A 23,811-nucleotide genomic window follows, 5' to 3' on the forward strand; every position below is an offset into this window, starting at 1 on the left:
GTCATACAAGGCTTGAAGCTATAGTCGCTAACGTTAGCGCCCAAAAAAAACGCTGACAAGCCTTTTTGTGCTTATCAGCGTAATCTTTTACTTATTTTTGCTGCACATCACTATTTTTCGACGGCAAACTCAACACCTGACGGATCTTTTTCTAACGCCACTTTCAGTACATCGTCAATCCAACGCACGGGAATGACCTTGAGATCGGCAATAACATTGTCAGGAATCTCTTCCAAATCACGCTCATTGTCTTTTGGAATCAACACCGTTTTAATACCACCACGATGCGCTGCAAGTAGCTTCTCTTTTAGGCCACCAATAGGTAATACCTCACCGCGAAGTGTGATTTCACCGGTCATTGCTACATCCGCTTTTACTGGATTACCCGTGAGGCTAGAAACCAACGCTGTGCACATAGCGATACCCGCACTTGGGCCATCTTTAGGTGTCGCCCCTTCTGGTACGTGAACGTGAATATCACGCTTCTCGTAAAAGTCAGAGTTAATACCGAGCTTCTCAGCACGAGAACGTACAACCGTCATCGCCGCTTGAATCGACTCTTGCATCACGTCACCCAAAGAACCCGTTTGGGTCAGCTTGCCTTTCCCCGGCATCGCTTGCGTCTCGATTGTCAGCAAGTCGCCACCGACTTCAGTCCAAGCAAGACCCGTGACTTGGCCAATACGGTTGCTGTCTTCAGCTTTGCCGTAATCATGACGTTGAACACCAAGATATTCCTTTAGGTTGTCCATCGTCACGGTGACTTTCTTAAGCTCACTATCAAGCAAGATGTTCTTCACCGCTTTACGACAAATCTTCGAAATTTCACGCTCTAGGCTACGAACACCAGCTTCACGAGTATAGTAACGAATAATACCGATTATCGCCGAATCTTCGATCTCAATCTCACCCGTTTTCAAGCCGTTGCGCTTAATTTGCTTATCGACTAAATGACGCTTAGCGATATTGAGTTTTTCATCTTCGGTGTAGCCTGACAGACGGATCACTTCCATACGGTCAAGCAGCGGACCGGGAATGTTCATCGAGTTAGACGTCGCGACAAACATTACGTCAGATAAATCGTAATCCACTTCCAAATAATGGTCGTTAAAGGCGTTGTTCTGCTCTGGGTCAAGGACTTCAAGCAGCGCTGACGATGGATCGCCACGCATATCCGAAGACATCTTGTCGATTTCATCAAGCAAGAACAGTGGGTTTTTCACCCCCACCTTAGACATTTTTTGGATTAATTTGCCCGGCATCGAACCAATATAAGTACGACGATGGCCACGAATTTCGGCTTCGTCACGAACGCCGCCTAGCGCCATACGTGTGTATTGACGCCCGGTTGCAGCTGCAATTGAGCGACCAAGTGAGGTTTTACCCACGCCAGGAGGCCCCACTAGGCAAAGAATAGGGCCCTTGAGCTTGTTAATACGATTTTGCACTGCGAGGTATTCTAGAATGCGTTCTTTAACGCGCTCTAAACCATAATGGTCTTCGTTAAGTACTTCTTCAGCCTTGGCTAAATTCTTTTTGACCTTAGAACGTTTGTTCCAAGGCACACCCAACATCCAATCGATATAACCGCGCACTACCGTTGCTTCAGCCGACATTGGCGACATCATTTTCAGCTTCTGCAGTTCTTGTTCGGTTTTCTCACGCGCTTCTTTAGGCATCTTGGCATCGACGATTTTTTGCTGAAGCGCTTCAAACTCGTCAACACCATCTTCGCTTTCACCTAGCTCTTTCTGAATCGCTTTCATCTGCTCGTTCAGATAGTACTCGCGCTGCGATTTTTCCATCTGTTTTTTAACGCGTGTACGGATGCGTTTCTCGACCTGCAGCAAGTCTATTTCAGACTCCATCTGCCCCATCAAGAACTCGAGACGTTCAGTCACATCCAGCAACTCAAGTACAGTTTGCTTATCGGCCAACTTGAGAGGCATATGCGCAGCAATGGTATCGGCTAAGCGTGCTGCTTCATCGATACCATTGAGCGAAGTCAGTACCTCTGGTGGAATCTTCTTATTGAGTTTTATAAAACCTTCAAACTGATTGATGGCGCTGCGCACAATGACTTCTTGCTCGCGCTCATCAAGCTCAGAGGTCGTTAAGTACTGAGCCTCAGCGTAGAAGAAGTCATTTTCAATAAAGTGATTAATCTTGGCGCGCTGCTGGCCTTCGACTAACACTTTAACTGTGCCGTCGGGTAATTTGAGCAATTGTAGGATGGTCGCAACGGTACCCACTTCAAACATATCCGCCTGAGTTGGCTCATCAGTATCCGCTTCTTTTTGCGCTACTAATAACACTTGCTTGTTGTTGTCCATCGCTGCCTCAAGACAAGCGATGGATTTTTCACGGCCAACAAACAAAGGAATTACCATATGCGGGTAAACGACTACATCTCTTAGAGGTAGTACGGGGATCTCGATACGTTCGGAACGTTCCAAGTTCATATGATTCTCTCTTCCGCTTAGTCTTATGAGCAGTATATGGGGGCTAATTGGTTGGATTCAATGGAAGAATAAAAAAAAGGGAGTAATTGATTACCCCCTTTCTATTCGGTTCTAAATCTGTGGTTTAGATTAAGACTCAGCGCCAGCAGCTTGATTGTCTGAGTTGCTGTAAATCAACAATGGATCAGATTCACCTTTAATCACCGACTCATCAATCACGACCTTGCTTACGTCGTCCATTGAAGGCAGCTCATACATGGTTTCAAGTAGCACGCCCTCTAGAATCGAACGCAGGCCACGAGCTCCTGTTTTACGCTCCATCGCTTTCTTCGCAATAGCACGCAGAGCATCTTCACGGAACTCAAGCTCAGCATTTTCGAGCTCGAACAGAGCCGCATATTGCTTAGTCAATGCGTTCTTCGGTTCACATAGAATCTGAATCAACGCATCTTCGTCTAGCTCAGTCAGCGTCGTGGTCACTGGTAAACGACCAATAAACTCAGGAATCAGACCGTACTTAACTAAGTCTTCGGGTTCTACTTGAGTAAAGAGCTCGCCGACGGTTTTGGTTTCATCTTTTGAGCGCACTTCCGCGCCAAAGCCAATCCCTGTCCCGGTGGCTACACGCTGTTCAATCACTTTATCTAGGCCGGCAAAGGCACCGCCACAGATAAACAAGATCTTCGACGTGTCAACTTGAAGGAACTCTTGTTGAGGATGCTTACGACCACCTTGTGGCGGTACAGAAGCAACTGTGCCTTCTATTAACTTCAATAGCGCTTGCTGAACACCTTCGCCCGATACATCACGAGTAATTGAAGGGTTTTCTGCTTTACGAGAGATCTTGTCGATCTCATCGATGTACACAATACCACGCTCTGCTTTAGCGACGTCGTAATCACATTTTTGCAGCAACTTCTGAATGATATTTTCAACATCTTCACCTACGTAGCCCGCTTCAGTCAGCGTGGTGGCATCGGCCATGGTGAATGGTACATCGAGGAAACGAGCGAGCGTCTCGGCGAGTAGAGTTTTACCGCTACCTGTCGGGCCAATTAGCAAGATGTTACTTTTACCAAGTTCAACACCTTCGCTCGTTGTATCTCCATTTCGTAAACGCTTATAGTGGTTATAAACGGCTACTGCTAGCACTTTTTTCGCGTAATCTTGTCCGATCACGTAGTCATCAAGGTGTTCGCGAATCTCGCGCGGCACGGGTAGTGCTTCTGATTGCTTCTTCGGTAGAACATCTTTAATTTCTTCACGGATGATGTCGTTACATAGATCGACACATTCGTCACAAATATAGACTGACGGACCAGCGATTAGCTTGCGAACTTCGTGCTGGCTTTTGCCGCAGAAAGAGCAGTAAAGAAGCTTACTACTACCGCTCTCTTTGCTTTTATCTGTCATTCGCTAACCTCTTAGCCTTTACTGATATGAATTGAGTGTATATCAAGATACCCCAATCTTGCTAGTTATTCGCCGCGATGAGTAAGAACTGCATCGACAAGGCCATACTCTACAGCTTGCTCTGCCGCCATAAAGTTATCGCGATCGGTATCGCGTTCAATCACTTCCAAAGGCTGACCAGTATGTTCAGCAAGAAGTTTGTTTAGTTTTTGCTTAATTGTAAGGATTTCCTGAGCGTGGATCTGAATATCCGACGCTTGACCTTGGAAACCACCTAACGGCTGATGAATCATCACGCGTGAGTTTGGCAACACGTAGCGCTTACCTGGCGCGCCACCTGCAAGCAAGAAAGCGCCCATTGAGCACGCTTGGCCCATACATACCGTGCTCACATTCGGTTTGATAAACTGCATGGTGTCATAAATTGACATACCCGCAGTGACGCTACCACCTGGAGAATTAATGTAAAGGAAGATGTCTTTATCAGGGTTTTCCGACTCAAGGAAAAGCAACTGTGCCACCACAAGGTTAGCCATGTGGTCTTCCACTTGACCGGTTAGGAATATGACACGTTCTTTAAGCAAACGAGAGTAAATGTCGTAAGAACGTTCGCCTCGGGAAGTCTGCTCAACCACCATGGGTACCAGCGCGTCTAAAATTGGCGACATTGCATTTTTTTCTTGGTAGCTCATATTGTTATGTCCCTAAAATAAATGGCCCGGATGAAGTATTTCATACGGACCATTGTTAGCAGAATAGTTAACGCGAAGTCAACCTTCTAAGCACTATATTGCTTATTGTGCAGCTGGCTGCTGGTTCATTAGCTCGTTAAAGCTCACTTCTTTTTCAGTCACCTGAGCTTTAGCAATGATAGCGTCAATTGCTTGCTCTTCTAGAGCAACGTTGCGCATGTTGTTCATCATTTGCTCGTTTTGCTCGTAGTAAGCAACCACTTCTGCTGGATCTTCGTAAGCAGTCGCCATCTCTTCGATAAGCGCCTTCACTTTCTCGTCGTCTGCTTTTAGCTCTTCAGACTTGATCACTTCACCAAGTAGAAGGCCAACAACTACGCGACGTTTAGCTTGCTCTTCGAACAACTCACGTGGAAGCTGCTCTGCTGCTTCAGGGTTACCGCCAAAACGCTGAGCCGCTTGCTGACGTAGTGTACCAATTTCTTGGTCAACCAATGCCGCTGGTACGTCGATGTCGTTCTCTTTCACAAGGCCGTCAAGCGCTTGCTCTTTGATGCGGTTCTTCACCGCTTGCTTAAGTTCACGCTCCATGTTTTTGCGTACTTCAGCTTTCAGTGCATCGATGCCGCCTTCTGCAACACCAAACTTAGCAACGAACTCATCGTTCAGCTCAGGTAGTTCACGCGCTTCAACTTTGTTTAGTTTGATCGCAAACTTGGCTGCTTTACCTTTTAGGTTTTCAGCGTGGTAGTCTTCTGGGAAAGTCACATCGATTTCGAATTCCATACCAGCAGTCTTACCTGCGATACCGTCTTCAAAACCAGGAATCATGCGACCTGCGCCCATTTCTAGTGGGAAGTTTTCAGCTTTACCGCCTTCGAACTCTTCACCGTCGATAGAACCGACGAAATCGATAGTCGCGCGCTTGCCTTCTTCCGCTGCTTCTTCAACTTCAGTCCAAGTTGCCTGCTGCTTACGTAGCGTATCGATCATCTCTTCAACGTCTGCATCTTTTACTTCAGTTGTTGGCTTTTCAACAGAGATGCTTTCTAGGCCTTTCAGCTCAACTTCTGGGTAAACTTCAAAAGTTGCAGTGAACACTAGATCTGCGCCTTCTTTGTTCTCTACTGGAGCAAATGTAGGCGCGCCTGCTGGGTTGATTTTTTCTTTTACGATCGCTTCGATGAAGTGACGTTGCATCACTTCGCCCATCACATCTTGACGTACTGCTTTGCCGTACATCTTCGCAACCATTTTTAGAGGCACTTTGCCTTTACGGAAACCATCGAAACGACGGTTTTTTGCGATGTTGCGTAGTTCCGCTGTTACAGCATCTTCGATGTTTGCAGCAGGAACAGTAATGTTTAGACGGCGTTCTAGGCCTTCTAGCGTTTCAACAGTAACTTGCATTATTCATTAACCTCAAAACTGGCTCAGATTACTGAGCTTATGTGCCCACTCTGTCGAGGGACCCATCCTTGTTTGTACTCTATGAGTACTCTTCATAAATCGAGTATCGGCCGCCGAGCATTTTCAGTGGCCGGACTAATCAGCGATATCTTCGCAACGTTTGAGTCGTAAAAGGTATCTCCGATTAGCCTCAGGATTAAAAATTTAGACGCAGCATTCTACCGAGCTGATCGATAGCTGTCGAGCCGAACCCTAAGATCGCTCCGTGATAATCCTAAAAACTCACTTAACTGCTAAAAAAAACACCAATCTAGTATTCTTTGTTCTCAGAAATGGGGACATTAATGCCTTTTTCAAGAGAAAATAACGTTTTTTTTGAGTTTAAAGATAAAAGTCGATCTAAGTCCGGTTTTATCCCTCAAATTGCTAATATCACTAAACACATTTGTAACAAAACCCTTTACGCTATAGCGAGTTAAACAGGGAGTTCAGGGATAGAGATGTTAACGTTTCGACGCAGTAAGTTTTCTCTGCTGGTGCTGTACGTTTTTGTGGTTATTGGGGGCTCCAGTTGGTTTTGGCAAGCAAGCGAAAGCCGCCAGTTCGCCAATCACAAAGAGCAACTAGAGCGTTTTGCCGAATATATTTCGAGCAAGCTCGATAAATACGCACATTTGCCACAACTGATCGCTCAAGACCCTTCTCTAATAGCCGCCTTACAGGCACCACATAACACTGCCCAAATAGAACTGACCAACCGTTACTTGGAAGAGGTCAATCAGATCATTCAGTCAACCGACGCTTACCTACTTGACGAGTTCGGAAACACTATCGCCTCAAGCAACTGGAACTTAGAGCGCTCATTTATCGGTCGTAATTATGCTTGGCGCCCATATTTTTCAAACGCGGTTCAAGGCCAACCGAGCCAATATTTCGCTCTGGGATCTAGCTCGAAACAACGCGGCTACTACTTTTCCTACCCCGTGACTTACGCCGCTGAGGTCATAGGTGTCATTGTGATCAAAACTGATTTGACCGCTATCGAGGCCAATTGGCAAAATCGAACCAATATTTTTGTCGCAACGGATTCACACAACGTGATATTTATGTCGAGTAACGACGAATGGCTGTTCAAAAGTCTCACCACTCTTTCAGAGGTGCAGCGTTTAGCCATTCTTAATAGTCGCCAATACCTCGATAAGCCGATACGTTCGATGAACCTAACTGGCGACCTCTCCAAGGAGCATAGTGAACTGCGAAATCTCAATACCTCAGGGTTTGAGAATGACTATTTGCTGTCGTCGCGTGCTTTAACGAAACACGATTTAACCCTGAGGGTGTTAACCTCCAAATCCATCTTGGTTTGGAACTCGCTCAGTTTCGCCCTTGTTACTAGCTTGCTGTTCGTTATAGCCTACCTTTCCTTACAACTGGGCTACCATCGCCAATTAAAGCAACGTCAGTTTGAGCAGCTTCAGTCAGAAGCAAGGCAGAAGCTCGAATTTCAAGTAATGGAGAGAACCTCAGAGCTGCAAGCCGAAATTCACGAGCGAGTCAAAACTGAACAGGCGCTGCGCCAAACTCAGAACGAGCTGATTCAAACCGCCAAGTTGGCCGTGCTGGGCCAAATGTCTGCCAGTATCAGTCATGAGCTCAATAACCCACTCGCCGCAATTCGCAGCTTTGCTGACAACGCCAAGCGCTTTCTCGCCAGACAGAGTTATGAACGAGTGGATGACAACCTGTCGCGTATTTCTTCGCTTACAGACCGCATGGCCAAGATAAGTAACCAGTTACGCTCATTTGCAAAAAAGAGCGACAGCAACGAAGTCAGCTTACTCGCAATCGAACCGCTGATCCTTGCCGCCAAAGAACTGCTCGCGCCGCAGTTTAAGGCGAAAATGACCGAACTGACACTGGCGATCGAGCCCTCACTGCCTCAGGTTGAACTTAACCCAATTCAATTTGAGCAAGTCTTGATCAATTTAATCACTAACGCGCTGCAAGCGGTTGCTGAACAAGACAACAAACACGTCATGATTTCAACCCATATCGACCAACAGTGGCTGTCTATATACGTCGATGACAATGGCCCTGGCATCCCGTTTGACCAGCGTGCGCAACTGTTTGAACCCTTCTATACCACTAAGAAAAATGGCTTAGGTTTAGGGCTGTCAATCTCTCAACAAATCATGCAAGCGATGAACGGCCGCCTGCAAGTCAGTGAATCTCCGCTTGGCGGTGCGCGTTTTATTATTTCCTTAGCGTTAAAACAAGAATAGAGGCCACAAGGAATCCCCATGTATGACGTAATATTTATCGATGATGAGAGCGATATTCGCCTCGCTATTGAACAAAGCTTTGAACTCGAAGAGATATCGGCACGATTTTTCGCGAGTGCCGAAGACGCCTTATTGGCCATCAAATCCGACGGTCTACCGAAAGTGGTGGTAACAGATATTTGTCTGCCTGGTCTTTCCGGGGAAAATATTTTGTCGAGCATTTTGCATCAAGACCCGGATATTCCCGTGATCCTAATTACCGGCCATGGCGACATTTCGATGGCCGTTAATGCGCTGCGCAATGGTGCCTACGACTTCATCGAAAAGCCCTTTCCTATCGACCGTTTGATTGACACCACTCGCCGCGCTCTTGATAAACGCGAACTCACTATAGAAAACCAGGAACTCAAACGCAGCTTAAAAGCCAGTCAGGCGCTTGGGCCGCGAATTATCGGCGATACCCCATCTATTCAACAGCTACGTGACACCATAGTCCACATTGCCGATACCCATGCGGATATTCTACTGTTCGGTGAAACGGGGACAGGTAAAGAGTTGTTCGCCCGCTCCATCCACGAACAGAGTCCGAGGCGCGACAACAACTTTGTGGCTATCAACTGCGGCGCCGTGCCTGAAAACCTGATTGAGAGCGAACTTTATGGTCACGAAAAAGGCGCATTTACCGGCGCAGAGAGTCAGCGCATAGGTAAATTTGAACACGCAAATGGCGGTACTCTGTTTTTAGATGAAATTGAATCGATGCCTATGCAAGCGCAGATCCGTCTGTTGCGCGTACTGCAAGAGCGAGTGATTGAGCGAGTCGGCTCCAATGAGCTAGTGCCAATTGATATTCGTGTGATTGCGGCGACCAAAGTCGACTTAAAACAGGCATCCAGTGAAGGCAACTTTCGTGAAGATCTTTACTACCGACTCAATGTTGTCACCCTCGATTTACCGCCGCTTAGGCAACGTAAAGAGGATATCCCTACCCTGTTTCACCACTTTTTACTGGTAGCGGCTTCCCGTTATGGCAAATCGGCACCAGCTATTGAGTCAAAGCAAATTCATCAACTTATGAGCCATGATTGGCCCGGTAATGTTCGCGAACTAAGAAATGCGGCTGAGCGCTTTGTACTGCTTGGCAGGCTATCCCAATTTGGTTCAGAAGATGCTGTTAGCGTCAATAAGGAACTCGGTTTAGCCCAACAAGTTGCTGAGTTCGAAAAAAGTCTGATTGAACAGTCACTCAATCAAAATGAAGGTAGCATTAAGAAGACGATGGATCATTTGCAACTGGCGCGTAAAACCCTGTACGACAAAATGCAGAAATACGACCTAAACAAAGATAACTACAAAAGCTAACTCACACCTTAAATTTGAACTATATCTCATATTTATAGTTATTTTTGACACCGATTGATTAAGCTCAATTAACCACTCATTTTTTGTGGACATCATCGCCATGCTCACTATATTAGCAATATCTAATCAATAAAAAGCTTAATTAAGGTGTTTATATGAAAAGGATATTGCTTCTCACCTTGAGTATTGTGCTTGCTGGCATATGGCCCTCAACCAGCCTTCTTGCACAGTCAACGGCTGAACACTCTGCCTTTGAGCAACTTCAAGGTCCTTTTAAGTCAGGCCCTGAAGTCACAGCAGCCTGCCTTGACTGCCATACCGAAGCAGCTCATCAAATCCAACAAACCACTCACTGGACGTGGGCTTTTGATGTTGGGCTCGAGGACAAAATTGTTGGCAAGAAAAATGTCATCAACAATTTTTGTATCTCTACCGCATCAAACGAACTACGATGTACCAGTTGCCATGTTGGCTACGGATGGAAAGACAGTAGTTTCGATCATTCAAAACAAGACAACGTCGACTGCTTAGTTTGTCATGACAATTCTGGTCAGTACTCGAAATTCCCAACAGATGCAGGTCACCCAAACTATGTGGCAAAAGAGTGGCCAAAAGGATCGGGAAAAATGCGCCCGCCGGTCAATCTAACCAAAGCGGCACAAAGTGTTGGCGACCCATCGCGAGAGACCTGTGGATCCTGCCACTTCTACGGAGGTGGCGGCGATGGTGTGAAACATGGCGATATGGACTCAAGCTTAGCTAAACCAAGTTATGACCTAGATGTTCATATGTCGAGTGAAGGCGCCAATTTTGCCTGTCAGGACTGCCATACCACTAGTGGACACCAAACTGCAGGTTCACGTTACCTTGTCAATGCAAAAGACCTCGATGGTATTGATTTTCCCGGCCATGGAGACCAAAACCGCGCTTCATGTGAGTCATGTCATGGGCTTGAACCTCATCAAGAGGGTCGTCTCGCCAATCGACTCAATGAACACGTCAGTAGCATCGCCTGTTCTACATGCCACGTACCAGAATATGCCCGAGAAAGGAAAACCAAAACAGCTTGGGACTGGTCCACAGCTGGAGATAAATCTCGACCAACCGCTAAAGATGATGAAGGCTACGTTACCTATACCGCCAAAAAAGGTGACTTTGTATGGGAAAGAAACGTAACGCCTGACTACGCCTGCTTCAACGGACAAATGAGTTACACCACTATTGGTGAACAAGTACAGCCCAACGAGCAAGGTATCGTTGAGTTGACCAAGCCTCAAGGCAACTGTGGAGACGAAGATAGTCGAGTGTGGCCATTTAAGATTATGCGTAGCACTCAACCTTATGATCCGGCGAACCAAATCATGGTGACACCTCACCTGTTTGGTAAAGACAACAACGCCTATTGGAAAACTTATGACTGGGATAAAGCAGCAGTGGCGGGGATGAAGGCTGCGGGTAGTAGCTATAGTGGCGAGATGACGTTTGTCGATAGCGAATATCACTTTCCAATCGTACATATGGTAGCACCAAAAGACCAAGCTCTTGAATGCGCTGCATGTCACGCTGAGAATGGACGATTGACGAAACTGTCTGGTTTCTATATCCCATCACAAACCTCAATACCTTGGCTAGACAACATTGGCTGGCTAGTCGTCCTTGTTACTCTGTTTGGCGTGATTGGTCATTCTCTTATGCGATTGAAAGGAACTTCACCTGACCAAGGAGATTCGTAATGAAAGTGATTATCTATAAGCGATTCGAACGCTTCTGGCATTGGGCACAAGCATTGCTGATGATGGCAATGCTAGTCACTGGATTTGAAATCCATGGGTCATTCAGCTTGTTAGGTTTCGGTCAAGCTGTGTTGTGGCATGAGTACTGTGCCTTTGCTCTAATGACATTATGGGTATTTGCCATATTCTGGCATTTCACTACTGGTGAGTGGCGGCAATACATTCCCACCACAGACAAACTCGAAAAAGTTATTAACTTCTACCGTCGAGGGATCTTTATTGGTGAACCTCATCCATTTCATCCAACAGCAGAAATTAAACTCAACCCGCTACAGCGATTTGCCTATTTGGGCTGGAAGTTGATCATGGCACCACTTATCTGGGTCACAGGATTATTGCTACTATTCTATCCCCAGTGGGAAAGCCTTGGACTTGGTGGGTTATCCCTTGGCTGGGTCGCAACTCTACATATTGTCGCCGCATTCATGATCTTAGCGTTCCTAATTGGCCACGTTTATATGACCACGACTGGCGAAACGCCAACGGCTCATATCAAAACGATGCTGCGTGGTTATGAAATAAAAGATCACAGTAATCGCTAACCAACAAAAGAAAACCCCAGGGCAATCCAATTCCCCTGGGGTTTTCTTTCCATAATGAAACTTCAAACTATTTAGTAATAATCTCAGGCCCCATAAGCATGGTCGGCAACCAAGTTGATACCCAAGGTACGTAAGTCACGATAATCAGGAACAGGAACATCACGGCCACCCATGGCAGCGCGGCTTTGACCACCTGCATCATCGACATCTTCGCGACCCCTGCGGTGACAAACAAGTTGAGACCGACTGGCGGTGTGATCATACCTATCTCCATGTTCACCACCATCATGATACCTAGGTGAATTGGGTCGATACCCAGCGCGATAGCGATCGGGAACACCAATGGGGCGACGATGATCAACAGGCCCGATGGCTCCATAAACTGCCCACCAATCAGCAGCAACACGTTGACCACAATCAGGAAGGTGATCGGACCAAGCCCTGCCGACAACATGGACTCAGTAATCATTTGCGGAATGCGCTCTTCGGTCAGTACGTGTTTAAGGATCAACGCGTTGGCAATAATGAACAGCAGCATAATCGTCAGCTTGCCCGCTTCATACAAGGTGTGCTTGGTGTCTTTATGGAAGAAGGCCTCAACCAGTTTCACGAGCGCAGGTCTAGTATTGTTTTTATCCGCAAATGGGCCCATGTCCTTATAAACAAAATTGGCAATGAAGAAAGAGTAGATCGCGGCGACCGCTGCCGCTTCGGTTGGCGTAAAGATACCACCGTAGATACCCCCCAAGATAATCACCACCAGCAGCAGACCCCAACTGGCGTCTTTTGCCGAGTCGAACATCTCCTTCCAACCGACAAACGGCTGTTTGGGAAGATTTTTTACTCGAGCGGCAATGTAGATGGCAATCATCAGCATCACGCCGGCCAAAAGACCAGGAATAACGCCGCCCAAGAACATGCGCCCCACAGAGACATCCGTTGCGGCTGCATACACCACCATCACGATGGAAGGCGGGATCAAAATGCCCAACGTCCCGGCGTTACAAATCACCCCGGCCGCAAAGTCTTTCGAGTAGCCGTTTTTGATCATCCCAGCGATAACAATACTACCAATCGCCACTACAGTCGCTGGAGAAGACCCCGACAAAGCAGCAAACATCATACATGCCACAACCGAGGCCATCGCTAAACCGCCGCGGAACCAGCCGACCATCGCAATCGCAAATCGAATAATGCGCTTCGCGACTCCGCCGGTCGACATAAAGCTCGAGGCTAGGATAAAGAACGGTATCGCCAATAGCGTATAGTGCCCGGCAAAGGCATTAAATAGGGTTTGCGCCACCGACGCCAACGACGCATCGGAATGAATTATTAAGAACAGGACACTCGAGAGGCCCAATGATATCGCGATCGGCACACCAATCAGCATAAAGCCGATCACCATGATAAAGAGAAATAGAATATCCATGGCTTAGCTCTCCTTGCCGTTGTTGTTATTTTTCGGCTCCATCGCCTCGCCCGCGTCTTTGAGCTCCTCTTTCAATGCTTCAAGATCTTCTTCAGCTTCATGGCCAGCAATCAGGCGATCTAACTTGCCTGTGGCAATCTGAACCGTGACCTGGGCAAAACGAAACGTCATCAGTGCCATACCAATCGGAAGCGCCATATAAGGAATAAAACGCGGAAGCTTCTCGTAGCGTTCTCCTTCGTTTAACCAGTCAGAGAGGAACTGAAATATCTCTGGCATCGGAATGTCGTCGGTTTCATACCAAGCGCGCTCGGTGGCAAATGGGTACCAGTAGTTCCATGAGCCAATCAGCAGCAAAATTGAGAAAGTCAGACAGCAAGCGGCGGCGGCCAATGCGTACACTTTGCGCATTTTTTCCGGCGCAAGGTTGATCACCACATCCACACCTATGTGGAAGTGTTTTTTCACGCCGTATGATGCGCCGACGAGCACCATCCACGCGAACATAAATACGGTTAACTCCAACGCCCAAAGGATGTTGTCGTTGAAGACATAGCGAAATACGACGTTGGCAAATGTGAGCAAGGTCATTGCTCCCAAGAAAAACGCGATCAGAGTTTCCTCAATTGCGTCTGTCACTTGACCGATCTTGGCAAAAATAGACTGTTCCATAGATTTCTTCACTTTATCGCAGATAAAAGAAAGGCCCTCCTCCCGATAAGAGGGCCAACAGTTAGGGGATGCTTATAGTTATTGTTGGAGTATTACTTGATGTAACTACTGGTTGGACGCGAGCGCCGCCTCAATTAAGTCAGAACCAATGTCTTTCTCAAACTTCTTCCAGACCGGCTGAAGGGCGGTAACCCACTCTTGACGCTGCTCAGGCGTTAATGTGCGAACCACGCCACCTGCTTCGATAATGTTGTTTTTATTCGCTAGGTTTACTTTGGTCGACTCTGAGTTACGCTGCTCTGTCACCTCTTGGATGATGGTGCTCAACTGACGACGTTGATCTTCAGGCAAGCCTTTCCAGAAATCTTTTGACGTAACAACTAGGTAATCAAGAATACCGTGGTTAGTTTCAGTAATACCGTCTTGAACTTCGAAGAATTTTTTACCGTAGATATTCGACCAAGTGTTCTCCTGACCATCGATAACTTTAGTTTGCAAGCCACCGTATACTTCTTTGAAAGACATTTTTTGCGGGTTTGACCCCAATTGCTCAAACTGTGCAACCAGCACGTCTGAGGCTTGAACACGGAACTTTAGGCCTTTTGCATCTTCAGGAGAGATAAGCGGTTTGTTCGCCGACATCTGCTTCATACCATTGTGCCAAAACGCCAGACCTTGAAGGCCACGGCGGCGCATCGCGTTTTTCAGCTTCTCACCCGCTTCCGAGTTTTGGAAACGGTCAACAGCAGCGACATCTTCAAATAGGAACGGCAAATCGAAGATACGGTATTTTTTAGTGAACTTTTCAAATTTAGATAAAGAAGGGGCAGCCAGTTGCACGTCACCGTTGAGCAGTGCTTCAAGCACTTTGTCATCATCGTAAAGCGTTGAGTTCGGGAAAACCTGCATACACATTGTTCCGTTCATCTCATCATTTACGCGCTGTTCAAGTAATGAAGCCGCGATACCTTTAGGGTGTTTGTCTGTGTTGGTCACGTGACTAAACTTAATCACTGTCTCTCCTGGATCACAGTTCGCCGCGGCGTTAAAACTGGTCACGGAAAGAATGGCAGCAGATAGTAGGGTCAATGGCTTAAGCATTATTATTCTCCTTGTTAAATGAACAACCCCATCACTGGGTGTTGATATTTATATAAGGGCAATAACTAAGCCAAGTTTAGAAAAAGACAGTTAATTTATGAAAATCAATATCTTGCATAACCCTCAACATCAGCCCAACCGACTCACTTCACACTATGCACGATAAATGGGTGGAAATCCCCCCACCTCCAATCTGCAAATGGGTAATTTTACACATATATAACATACGCCGAATTTACAAAACAAATGGCAGCCATAAGGCTGCCATTTTCGTTACTCGAGATAAGGTGAGTAATAAGGAGACGTGATTACCCGCCTAAACTCACTATCGCATGAGACTTAATTCATGCATTAATTTAAGGATAGTCGCTCGGCCTGATTTTACTAATAAAATTATCAACAAAATCTTAATCAACGAAAATCAATTCTTTGCTCGCTTTGAGCATCAAAAAACACCGCCTTCGACAAGTCAAAATGCAGCGGCGCGATTTGCCCTGCGGTGACGTCAAACTCTGGGGAGAGTCGACAAGCCACCTCTTGCTCGTTGACTTTGATCATCGCAATCGTATCTGGACCGGTGGGTTCGAGAACCTCCAGCATCAAATCCAATTTAGTGGTCGCGCTAGAGTCACTATTTTCACTGTCGGTAATATGCTCGGGACGTAAACCTATCACGATCTCTTTGCCATCTTGCTCACGCATCGAAGCAGGCAAATTAATATGATGTTCCTGACCATTGCCCCCAGTGACTTTAATTACCGGCTGATCTTGGTCATTGAGATCGACCATAGTTTTAATAAAGTTCATCGATGGTGACCCCATAAAACCTGCTACAAACATATTGTTCGGCGTATTGTAGATCTCTTGCGGCGTCCCTAGCTGCTGAAGTTCTCCGTCTTTCATTACCGCAATTCGATCAGCCAACGTCATCGCTTCAATCTGATCATGCGTCACATAGACAATGGTGGTATTGAGTTGTTGGTGAAGACGTTTGATTTGATGGCGCATTTCAACTCGCAACTTAGCATCGAGGTTTGATAGCGGCTCGTCAAACAGATACAACTTAGGACGACGGGCTAATGCGCGCCCCATCGCCACGCGCTGGCGTTGACCACCGGAGAGTTGCGAGGGCTTGCGATCAAGCAGGTGGTCAATTTGTAGCATCGAAGCGACACGTTGTACCTCTGCATCGATATCGGCTTGCGGCATTTTGCGAATTTTAAGGCCAAATTCGATGTTACCTCGTACCGTCATGTTCGGGTACAGCGCGTAAGACTGAAACACCATAGCGATATCTCGGTCTTTCGGTTCGACATTCGACACATCATGACCATCAATCACGATTTCACCGTCGCTAATCCCCTCAAGACCCGCAATCGTGTTCATCAGCGTCGACTTTCCACAGCCTGACGGACCAACCAAAATCAAAAACTCTCCAGAATCGATGCTGATATCGATCCCTTTCAATGTTTCTTGCTCCGCTTTGGGATAGGTTTTACGGATCTGTTTGAGTTCAAGTGTTGCCATGATAATTATCCTTTTACCGATCCAGCCGTTAGGCCGCGAACAAAGTATTTTCCTGCTAAAACATAAACTAATAGAGTAGGCAGAGCCGCAATAATGGCTGCAGCCATATCGACGTTATACTCTTTCACCCCAGTACTGGTGTTGACCAAGTTATTCAGCGCCACTGTAATAGGCTGAGTTTCTGATCCCGAGTACACCACCCCAAACAGGAAGTCATTCCAAATCGCTGTGAACTGCCAAATGACGGTCACCATGATGATGGGCGTAGAGATTGGCAGTAAAATTTTAAAGAAAATGGTGAAAAAGCCAGCCCCGTCGAGTTTGGCTGCTTTGACCAGCTCGTCGGGAATACTGATATAGAAGTTACGGAAAAACAGCGTGGTAAAGGCCATACCGTAGATCACATGCACAATCACCAATCCTGCGGTTGTGTTGGCTAAACCTAGCTTCCCTAACACTGTCGCCATAGGTAGCAGCACCACTTGAAACGGGATAAAGCAACCAAACAACAGTAAGCTAAAAAACAAATTTGACCCACGGAACTGCCATTTGGTCACAACGTAACCATTAAAAGCCCCCAGTAGCGTTGAGATTGCGACAGCCGGAATCACCATTTGAAACGAATTCCAGAAGTAGCCTTTTACCCCTTCACATTTAACACCAGTACACGCACTGTCCCATGCTTTAAACCAGGCATCGAATACCCACTCAGTGGGCAGGCTCATCAAGTTACCCGCTTTAATATCAGGTAAAGTTTTAAACGAGGTAATCACCATCACAAACAGTGGCATCAGATAGACCAAGCAGAAAAAAGCCAACGCCGAGTATATAAACAGCCGAGAGAAGTTAATGCTCGCCATCATGATTTTTTCTCCCTTAATTCTGAATACAAGTAAGGCACCAAAATGGCCAAGATTCCGGCGAGCATCATCATCGCACTGGCGGCGCCTAATCCAATTTGACCACGCGTAAAGGAATGCGCGTACATAAACAGGGCCGGTAGATCAGAAGAGTAGCCAGGGCCCCCTGCGGTCATAGCGGTGACAAGATCGAAGCTCTTGATCGCAATGTGAGAGGTAATGATCACCGCGCTAAAAAACACCGGGCGCAAACACGGCATAATGATGCGCCAGTAAATAGACGGCAAACTCGCACCATCGATTTGCGCCGCTTTGATGATCGAGGAATCAATGCCGCGTAAACCCGCTAAGAACATCGCCATCACAAATCCAGACGACTGCCACACCGCCGCGATAACTAAGGTGTACACCGCCATATCCGAATTGACTAACCAATCGAACTTGAACTGGGTAAAGCCCCAGTCTTGCATCAGTTTTTCGATGCCCAAGCCCGGGTTGAGTATCCACTTCCAAGCGGTACCGGTTACGATGAACGACAGCGCCATCGGATACAGGTAAATGGTGCGAATTGCGCCTTCTTGGCGAATATTCTGGTCCAGTAAAATAGCCAACCCAACGCCGAGGCCAATCGCCACCAGCATAAAGAGCAGACCAAAAATGCCGAGGTTGGAAATAGAGGTGAGCCAACGGTCATTTTCCATCAGTTTTTGATATTGCGCGAAGCCGACAAAATTGAAACTGGGTAGAAAACGCGAGTTGGTCATTGAAAGCGCCGCCGTCCAAAAAATGTAGCCATAAATACAGACCACAGTCACCAGAACGGTCGGGGCAAGAACGATTTTTGGTAACCAATGCTGAAGCCTATCGGCTAAGCTCGGCTTAGCTCGTGACTTACTTGGGTACCGTTTTGCAACGTGCTCCATAACGAATCCTTACGTCTAACAACCTAATCTTGTTGATTAAGCCTTAAAGGAAAGGGCGTGCAGGCTCCCCACAAGCCTGTACGCCCTTTGGGGTGTGACTAGTGATAGCCGATTAAATGGCCGCTTTTACCGCTTTGGCCAATTTCTCTGCTGCTTGTTTTGGATCCGCGTCGTTATCGTTGAAGAAGTTGGTCACCACATCATAAATCGCGCCTTGTGCGTAGCTAGTGGTAGACAGGCCGTGCGCCATACTTGGTACCAAATCGCCTGATGTCGCACTCGCTTTAAAGGTCGCCATTGAGTCAAGTGCGCACTGGTCGAACTTAGCCATATCCATGTCTAGGCGCACTGGGATTGACCCTTTGTTGAGGTTGAACACCTCTTGGAACTCTTTAGTCAAAATCGTGCGAGCTAAGTCTTGCTGCGCTTTTTGATTGTCGGCATTGCTGAGTTCAAAGAAGGCAAAGCTATCGATGTTAAAGGTGAACTGACCTGCCGTGCCCGGCGCTGGCGCACAGATATAGTCTTTCCCTGGTACTTTGCCCGCTGCGGTGAACTCACCTTTGGCCCAGTCGCCCATGATCTGCATGGCCGCTTCACCATTGATCACCATAGAAGTCGCGACATTCCAATCACGGCCCGGAGAGTTGGCGTCGATGTAATCACGCATTTTCTTAAACTTAGTGAATACTTCGACCATTTTGTCACCCGCTAGTACGTCCATATCTAGGTCAACAAAAGCTTTGTTGTAGTCTTCACTACCCAACACATCGAGTGCGACGGCTTCAAACACGGTCGCGTCTTGCCAAGGCTGACCACCATGCGCTAGAGGAACAAATCCAGCCGCTTTAATTTTCTCTGCCGCGGCAAAGAACTCATCTAGTGTTGTTGGTAGTGCGACACCCGCTTTGTTGAGCACCTCTGGGTTGGCCCATAACCAGTTAACGCGGTGAACGTTGACTGGCACAGCCACGTATTCATCATCAAACTTCATGACTTTGGTCACCACCGAAGGCAGGATATCGTCCCACTTCTCTTGCTTAGCCGTGCTATCAAGTGAGGTAAGGAAGCCAAGCCCGCCCCACTCTTGAATGTCGTGACCTTTGATTTGTGCTGCTGACGGTGGATTACCCGACACGGCGCGGGTTTTGAGTACAGTCATTGCAGATTCGCCGCCGCCACCAGCAACCGCAAAATCTTTCCATGTGTGATTTTGCTGCTCAAGCATTTGTTTCAGAACAGCGGCTGATTTCGCTTCACCACCTGCCGTCCACCAGTGAAGCACTTCGACTTCCCCCGCGTTGGCGAAGTTGGCAGCAGACAAAAGAGAGAGGGTAAGTAGGGTTTTATTTAGTTTCATTATTATCTTCCATGTATCGGATTAGACAGTAAGGCCGACAACTGACTGGCCCTAAACGTTCTTGCTTGAACTAAGCTGAGTCTATCCAACTGGAAAATTTTGATTGAAACAAAGGGTAAACACAATGTAACACAAGCGTTACATTACACTTCAAGTGTCGGTGGAACAAAGACTTGCGCGCGAAGACCACTAATTGGCAAGTTATCAATAATGAGATCTCCACCATGTCCGTGTAAGATATTTCGGCATATACCCAACCCCAAACCGTGCCCTTTATCGTCGTTGGTCAGTCGGTAGTAGGGTTCAAATACCGCTTCGAGCTTGTCCTGAGGAATCCCCGGTCCGCAGTCACAGATAGTGATCGTCGCCCACTCATCTGTGATATTCACCGTAATGTCTGCGCGTTGACCATATTTGACTGCATTATCGACCAAATTACCTATCACACGTTTAATAGCCAATGGCTTAGCAACGATGGGCTCTATCGGCTGTGGAGTAAATGTAACCAATGTTCGCTGTTGGTTATAAGGTTCAATGACACTCAAAATCATCTCGTTGAGGTCGATGTAAGCGTTGTTTTCATGCAAGTCGGTGTCACGTACGCATTGCAGCGCGCCCTTGACCATCATTTCGAGTTCATCAAGATCGCGATTAAACTTTTCGCGCTTGGTATCGCTCTCGAGTAACTCTGCACGCAGCCTTAATCGAGTGATCGGGGTTTTCAAATCGTGGGATATGGCGGAAAACAGATGCTCCCGGTCGGCAACGTAGCGACGTATACGCTGCTGCATTCGGTTGAACGCGCGCGTCGCCGTCACCAACTCACTCGCTCCTTCTTCTTGGATCGGTGTTTGATCGATATCCATGCTCATTTCATTGGCCGCTTTGGCCAATCTTTTGAGAGGCTTGACTTGGCGGCGGACCAGTAGATAGGTGAGAAACAGCAAAATCGTGGTCGAAAAGATCAAAAAGAGTACCTGCTCTCGACCTATCAGAGTGTCGTCCAACGTGACATAGGGTGCGGGCAGTAAGGCGGCGATATAGAGCCACTCTTCACTGGCAAGTTCGATTTGTACCACAAGGATCGGAGGGTCGATCGGGTTTAACGTCAGAGTATGGTGCGCCCAAGAACGAGGCAAATCACTGAGATAAATATCGTTTTTAAGCAAACGCAAGTTCTCCGGTAGCGAAAAATCCACATTAATGGTTTGCGCTTTAGGAATTTTCCGCAACAGCACCTCTTGTATCGCTTCGATAGACGCCAGTTTCAGCGGAGTGTCTTTTATCGGCTCAACCACCAACTGTTCTTTATTAAACGATACGAAAAAGCGTGTTCCGCCCATGTTGCGGATTTGGTCGAGCACGATATGCCGATAGTTAACCGGCAATGACTGGAAAAAATTGACGGTCGAAGCAAACATGTTAGCCATACTCTGTGAAGCATCACGAATACCAGCCAGTTCTTTGTGTTTCGACTCGGTGTACCAGATAGATGTCGCGACCCCTTGAGCTAGGATAACGGCGAATAGGGTCAAACCCAGAGTACGGCTAACCAGAGAGTTAAACTTGAACGAACGAACAAGGCGCCACCCGCGTTTACTCATAAGTTACAGGCACCGATAGCACATAACCATTGCCGCGCATGGTTTTGATGTAGTGCGGGTACTTTGCGCTGTCGCCGAGACGCTGTCGTAGACGGCTAAGCTGCACATCGATACCTCGCTCAAAAGGCAGAGCCTCGCGACCACGGGTCGCAAAAGAGATCGTATCACGGTCAAGCACCTCGTTGGGTCTCTGCAGGAACAGCATCAATAGCGCAAAATCGCTACCCGATAGATCGTGGGATTGCTCACTGTCGAGGTGGGTAATACGGTGGGCCAAGGTGTCGAGGCGCCAATCACCAAACACTATCGACTTAGCGCTGTCGCTCGTCGACGACTCTTCTATTCCACTGTTGACGCGCCTAAGAACCGCTTTGATGCGCGCATTCAAATGGCGCGGGTTAAACGGCTTAGCGATGTAGTCGTCGGCACCGATTTCTAAACCAATGATTTGGTCGGTATCATCCGATACTGCCGTCAACATAATGATCGGCACTGAGGAGCTACGGCGAACGTACTGACAAAGTGCAAAGCCGTCTTCACCAGGTAACATCACATCAAGCAAAATCAGGTCTGGATAACCGTGCTTATCGAGGTGTTGCTTCATCTCCACGCCATCATTCACGGCCGAGACGCTATAACCTTGTTTCGTCAGATATTCTTCCAACAACTCACAAATTTCTTGATCATCATCGACTACCAGAATTTTCGCTGACATATCTCCATCCATTTCAGCAAGTGAACCGTATCACTCGCGAGTTTAATCCCTTATAAAATCGATTCTTATTGATTAATTGCCAGAATTTGAACCCCTCGCGGATTCATCTCACATCTTGTTAACAAAACTCGCATTAGGAGGAGCAACTGATCACCATCTTTTTGCCCCATTGAGGCGGCAAGTTGGCATAGGCTTCCCTATCTGGGTGCTCATCAAACGGCTTAGATAACAGTGTGGCCAACCGCGCAACTTCACTAAAGTCACCCTGCTCCGCTTTGTCGATAGCGGTTTGGGCCAAATAGTTACGCAAAACGTACTTGGGATTCACTTGGCGCATCTGAACACAACGCTGTTCGGTAGTTAGGTTTTGTCCATGCTTATCCGTTTCCCGTTCACAGCGCGCCAAATACAGCGTTAACCACTGACGTGCAGGCTCGCGATCGATAAACAGATCGAGCACCGCCGGCAAACCTTTAATATCGATTGAAGCGAGCTCTCGCAAAAAGCGGCTGTAATCAACGCTCTGCTGATGGAGCAGTTCAAATAGGGACGAGAACAGTTGCGTGTCGTTGGGTTGTTGGCTGGTTAGGCCCAACTTAGCTCGCATTAGCTGGCTAAAACGTCGCGCCAACAGCACTTCGAACTGGGCTAACGACTGTTCGAGATCGTCTCGTTCAATCAGCGGTGAGAGACTATGCGCCAAGGCGGATAGGTTCCACAATGCGATACGAGGCTGCTGGTCAAACGCGTAGCGACCTTGATAATCCGAATGGTTGCAGATGTAGCCCGGTTCATAATCATCCATAAAACCAAACGGACCATAATCAAACGTCTCGCCGAGAATCGACATATTGTCAGTATTCATCACACCATGCGCAAAACCGTACGCTTGCCAATAAGCGACCATCTCTGCGGTGCGCGCGACGATCTCTGTAAACATAGCGGCATAAGGCTGCTCTTGCTTGGCGCAAGTAGGCAAGTACCACTCAATCACTTTATCAGCGAGGAGTTGCAACGACTCAATCTGATTGGTGTAAAAGAAGTGTTCAAAATGCCCAAAACGTATATGCGTCCGTGCGACTCTTAGTAGCAGCGCACCTTGCTCTTGCTTTTCTCGATAAACCGGAGTGTCACTGACCAACATCCCCAGAGCACGTGTCGTCGGGATACCCAGCGCGGCCATCGCTTCGCTGCACAGATACTCACGAATTGTCGAACGCAGTACGGCACGTCCATCACCCATTCGAGAGTACGGTGTCAGGCCTGCTCCCTTTAAGTGCAAATCAAAAAAGTCATCTTGAATAGAGCGTATTTCCCCGAGCAAAAGACCGCGGCCATCCCCTAGCTCTGGGTTATAGACGCCAAACTGGTGCCCGGCGTATTTCATGGCGAGTGGAGAAGAGCCATCAAACAGCAATTCTCCACTTAGCTGTTGCTTTAACCGCCCTTCCGGCGCTGAAGATGGCAGACCAAAATGCTGTGCCAACTCTGAATTCCAAGCGACCCAACGCGTTTGCGTCAAAGGTTGTGGGGAAACACACGAATAGAAGTTATGAGGAAGTTGGGCAAAGCGATGGTAGAGAGACAAAGACATGCAATGTGACAAACCGTTAACCAAATGAATCCCTTGACGCTAGCACACTCAGCGAGTGTGCGCTAGCTAT

At 47.4% G+C, this 23,811-nt stretch carries 18 protein-coding genes; 4 read left to right on the forward strand and 14 right to left on the reverse strand.

Features of this window, described 5'->3' with window-relative positions; genetic code table 11:
- Nucleotides 1-110 precede the first annotated feature (110 nt).
- The 4 genes from lon to tig form a co-directional block, all read right to left on the reverse strand.
- Complete coding sequence (gene lon / locus FCU94_RS09135; protein WP_176288224.1) at nt 111-2,462, reverse strand: endopeptidase La; 2,352 nt, start codon at nt 2,460-2,462, stop codon at nt 111-113.
- A gap of 129 nt (nt 2,463-2,591) precedes the next feature.
- Nucleotides 2,592-3,875, reverse strand: a complete 1,284-nt coding sequence (gene clpX / locus FCU94_RS09140; RefSeq protein ID WP_176288225.1) for an ATP-dependent protease ATP-binding subunit ClpX — start codon at nt 3,873-3,875, stop codon at nt 2,592-2,594.
- Nucleotides 3,876-3,940: 65 nt separating this feature from the next.
- Nucleotides 3,941-4,567 (reverse strand): ATP-dependent Clp endopeptidase proteolytic subunit ClpP, encoded by a 627-nt coding sequence (gene clpP / locus FCU94_RS09145; RefSeq protein WP_045975254.1) that lies wholly within the window; start codon nt 4,565-4,567, stop codon nt 3,941-3,943.
- A gap of 102 nt (nt 4,568-4,669) precedes the next feature.
- Nucleotides 4,670-5,977, reverse strand: coding sequence for a trigger factor (tig, locus tag FCU94_RS09150; protein ID WP_176288226.1), 1,308 nt, complete (start codon nt 5,975-5,977; stop codon nt 4,670-4,672).
- Nucleotides 5,978-6,477: 500 nt separating this feature from the next.
- On the opposite strand from tig, the gene FCU94_RS09155 reads away from it, so the two are divergent.
- From FCU94_RS09155 to FCU94_RS09170, 4 genes are all read left to right on the forward strand, one after another.
- Nucleotides 6,478-8,259 carry a sensor histidine kinase gene (locus FCU94_RS09155; protein ID WP_176288227.1) on the forward strand — a complete coding sequence of 594 codons (1,782 nt, stop codon included), beginning with the start codon at nt 6,478-6,480 and terminating at the stop codon, nt 8,257-8,259.
- Nucleotides 8,260-8,277: 18 nt separating this feature from the next.
- The gene (locus tag FCU94_RS09160; RefSeq protein WP_176288228.1) at nt 8,278-9,621 is read left to right on the forward strand and encodes a sigma-54-dependent transcriptional regulator; all 1,344 of its coding nucleotides are present in this window, start codon (nt 8,278-8,280) and stop codon (nt 9,619-9,621) included.
- A 155-nt stretch (nt 9,622-9,776) separates the two neighbouring features.
- Nucleotides 9,777-11,354: a tetrathionate reductase family octaheme c-type cytochrome gene (locus FCU94_RS09165; protein ID WP_176288229.1), complete on the forward strand. Its 1,578-nt coding sequence runs from the start codon at nt 9,777-9,779 to the stop codon at nt 11,352-11,354.
- The gene (locus tag FCU94_RS09170) at nt 11,354-11,956 is read left to right on the forward strand and encodes a cytochrome b/b6 domain-containing protein (protein ID WP_176288230.1); all 603 of its coding nucleotides are present in this window, start codon (nt 11,354-11,356) and stop codon (nt 11,954-11,956) included. Before FCU94_RS09165 ends, FCU94_RS09170 begins: the two co-directional genes overlap by 1 nt.
- 67 nt (nt 11,957-12,023) lie before the next feature.
- Here the strand turns inward: FCU94_RS09170 and FCU94_RS09175 are convergent, their stop codons facing one another.
- The 10 genes from FCU94_RS09175 to FCU94_RS09220 all read right to left on the reverse strand — a co-directional run bounded on the left by FCU94_RS09175 (nt 12,024) and on the right by FCU94_RS09220 (nt 23,753).
- On the reverse strand, nt 12,024-13,385 hold the full coding sequence (locus FCU94_RS09175; protein ID WP_176288231.1) for a TRAP transporter large permease: 1,362 nt from the start codon (nt 13,383-13,385) through the stop codon (nt 12,024-12,026).
- A 3-nt stretch (nt 13,386-13,388) separates the two neighbouring features.
- Entirely contained in the window at nt 13,389-14,057 is a 669-nt protein-coding gene (locus FCU94_RS09180) for a TRAP transporter small permease (protein ID WP_176288232.1), read from the reverse strand.
- 105 nt (nt 14,058-14,162) lie between these two features.
- Nucleotides 14,163-15,158, reverse strand: a complete 996-nt coding sequence (locus FCU94_RS09185; protein ID WP_176288233.1) for a TRAP transporter substrate-binding protein — start codon at nt 15,156-15,158, stop codon at nt 14,163-14,165.
- 411 nt (nt 15,159-15,569) lie between these two features.
- Nucleotides 15,570-16,685, reverse strand: coding sequence for an ABC transporter ATP-binding protein (locus FCU94_RS09190; RefSeq protein ID WP_176288234.1), 1,116 nt, complete (start codon nt 16,683-16,685; stop codon nt 15,570-15,572).
- A gap of 5 nt (nt 16,686-16,690) precedes the next feature.
- On the reverse strand, nt 16,691-17,548 hold the full coding sequence (locus FCU94_RS09195; protein WP_176288235.1) for a carbohydrate ABC transporter permease: 858 nt from the start codon (nt 17,546-17,548) through the stop codon (nt 16,691-16,693).
- Nucleotides 17,545-18,468: a carbohydrate ABC transporter permease gene (locus tag FCU94_RS09200; protein WP_176288236.1), complete on the reverse strand. Its 924-nt coding sequence runs from the start codon at nt 18,466-18,468 to the stop codon at nt 17,545-17,547. The genes FCU94_RS09195 and FCU94_RS09200 overlap by 4 nt, the downstream gene beginning before the upstream one ends.
- 112 nt (nt 18,469-18,580) lie before the next feature.
- Complete coding sequence (locus FCU94_RS09205) at nt 18,581-19,828, reverse strand: ABC transporter substrate-binding protein (RefSeq protein WP_176288237.1); 1,248 nt, start codon at nt 19,826-19,828, stop codon at nt 18,581-18,583.
- 143 nt (nt 19,829-19,971) lie between these two features.
- On the reverse strand, nt 19,972-21,432 hold the full coding sequence (locus FCU94_RS09210; RefSeq protein WP_176288238.1) for an ATP-binding protein: 1,461 nt from the start codon (nt 21,430-21,432) through the stop codon (nt 19,972-19,974).
- Nucleotides 21,425-22,147, reverse strand: coding sequence for a response regulator (locus tag FCU94_RS09215; protein WP_176288239.1), 723 nt, complete (start codon nt 22,145-22,147; stop codon nt 21,425-21,427). Before FCU94_RS09215 ends, FCU94_RS09210 begins: the two co-directional genes overlap by 8 nt.
- 133 nt (nt 22,148-22,280) lie before the next feature.
- Nucleotides 22,281-23,753 (reverse strand): protein adenylyltransferase SelO, encoded by a 1,473-nt coding sequence (locus FCU94_RS09220; RefSeq protein ID WP_441351738.1) that lies wholly within the window; start codon nt 23,751-23,753, stop codon nt 22,281-22,283.
- Nucleotides 23,754-23,811: the final 58 nt, after the last annotated feature.

Source organism: Vibrio sp. JPW-9-11-11, from assembly GCF_013369335.1.
Taxonomy (GTDB): domain Bacteria; phylum Pseudomonadota; class Gammaproteobacteria; order Enterobacterales; family Vibrionaceae; genus Vibrio.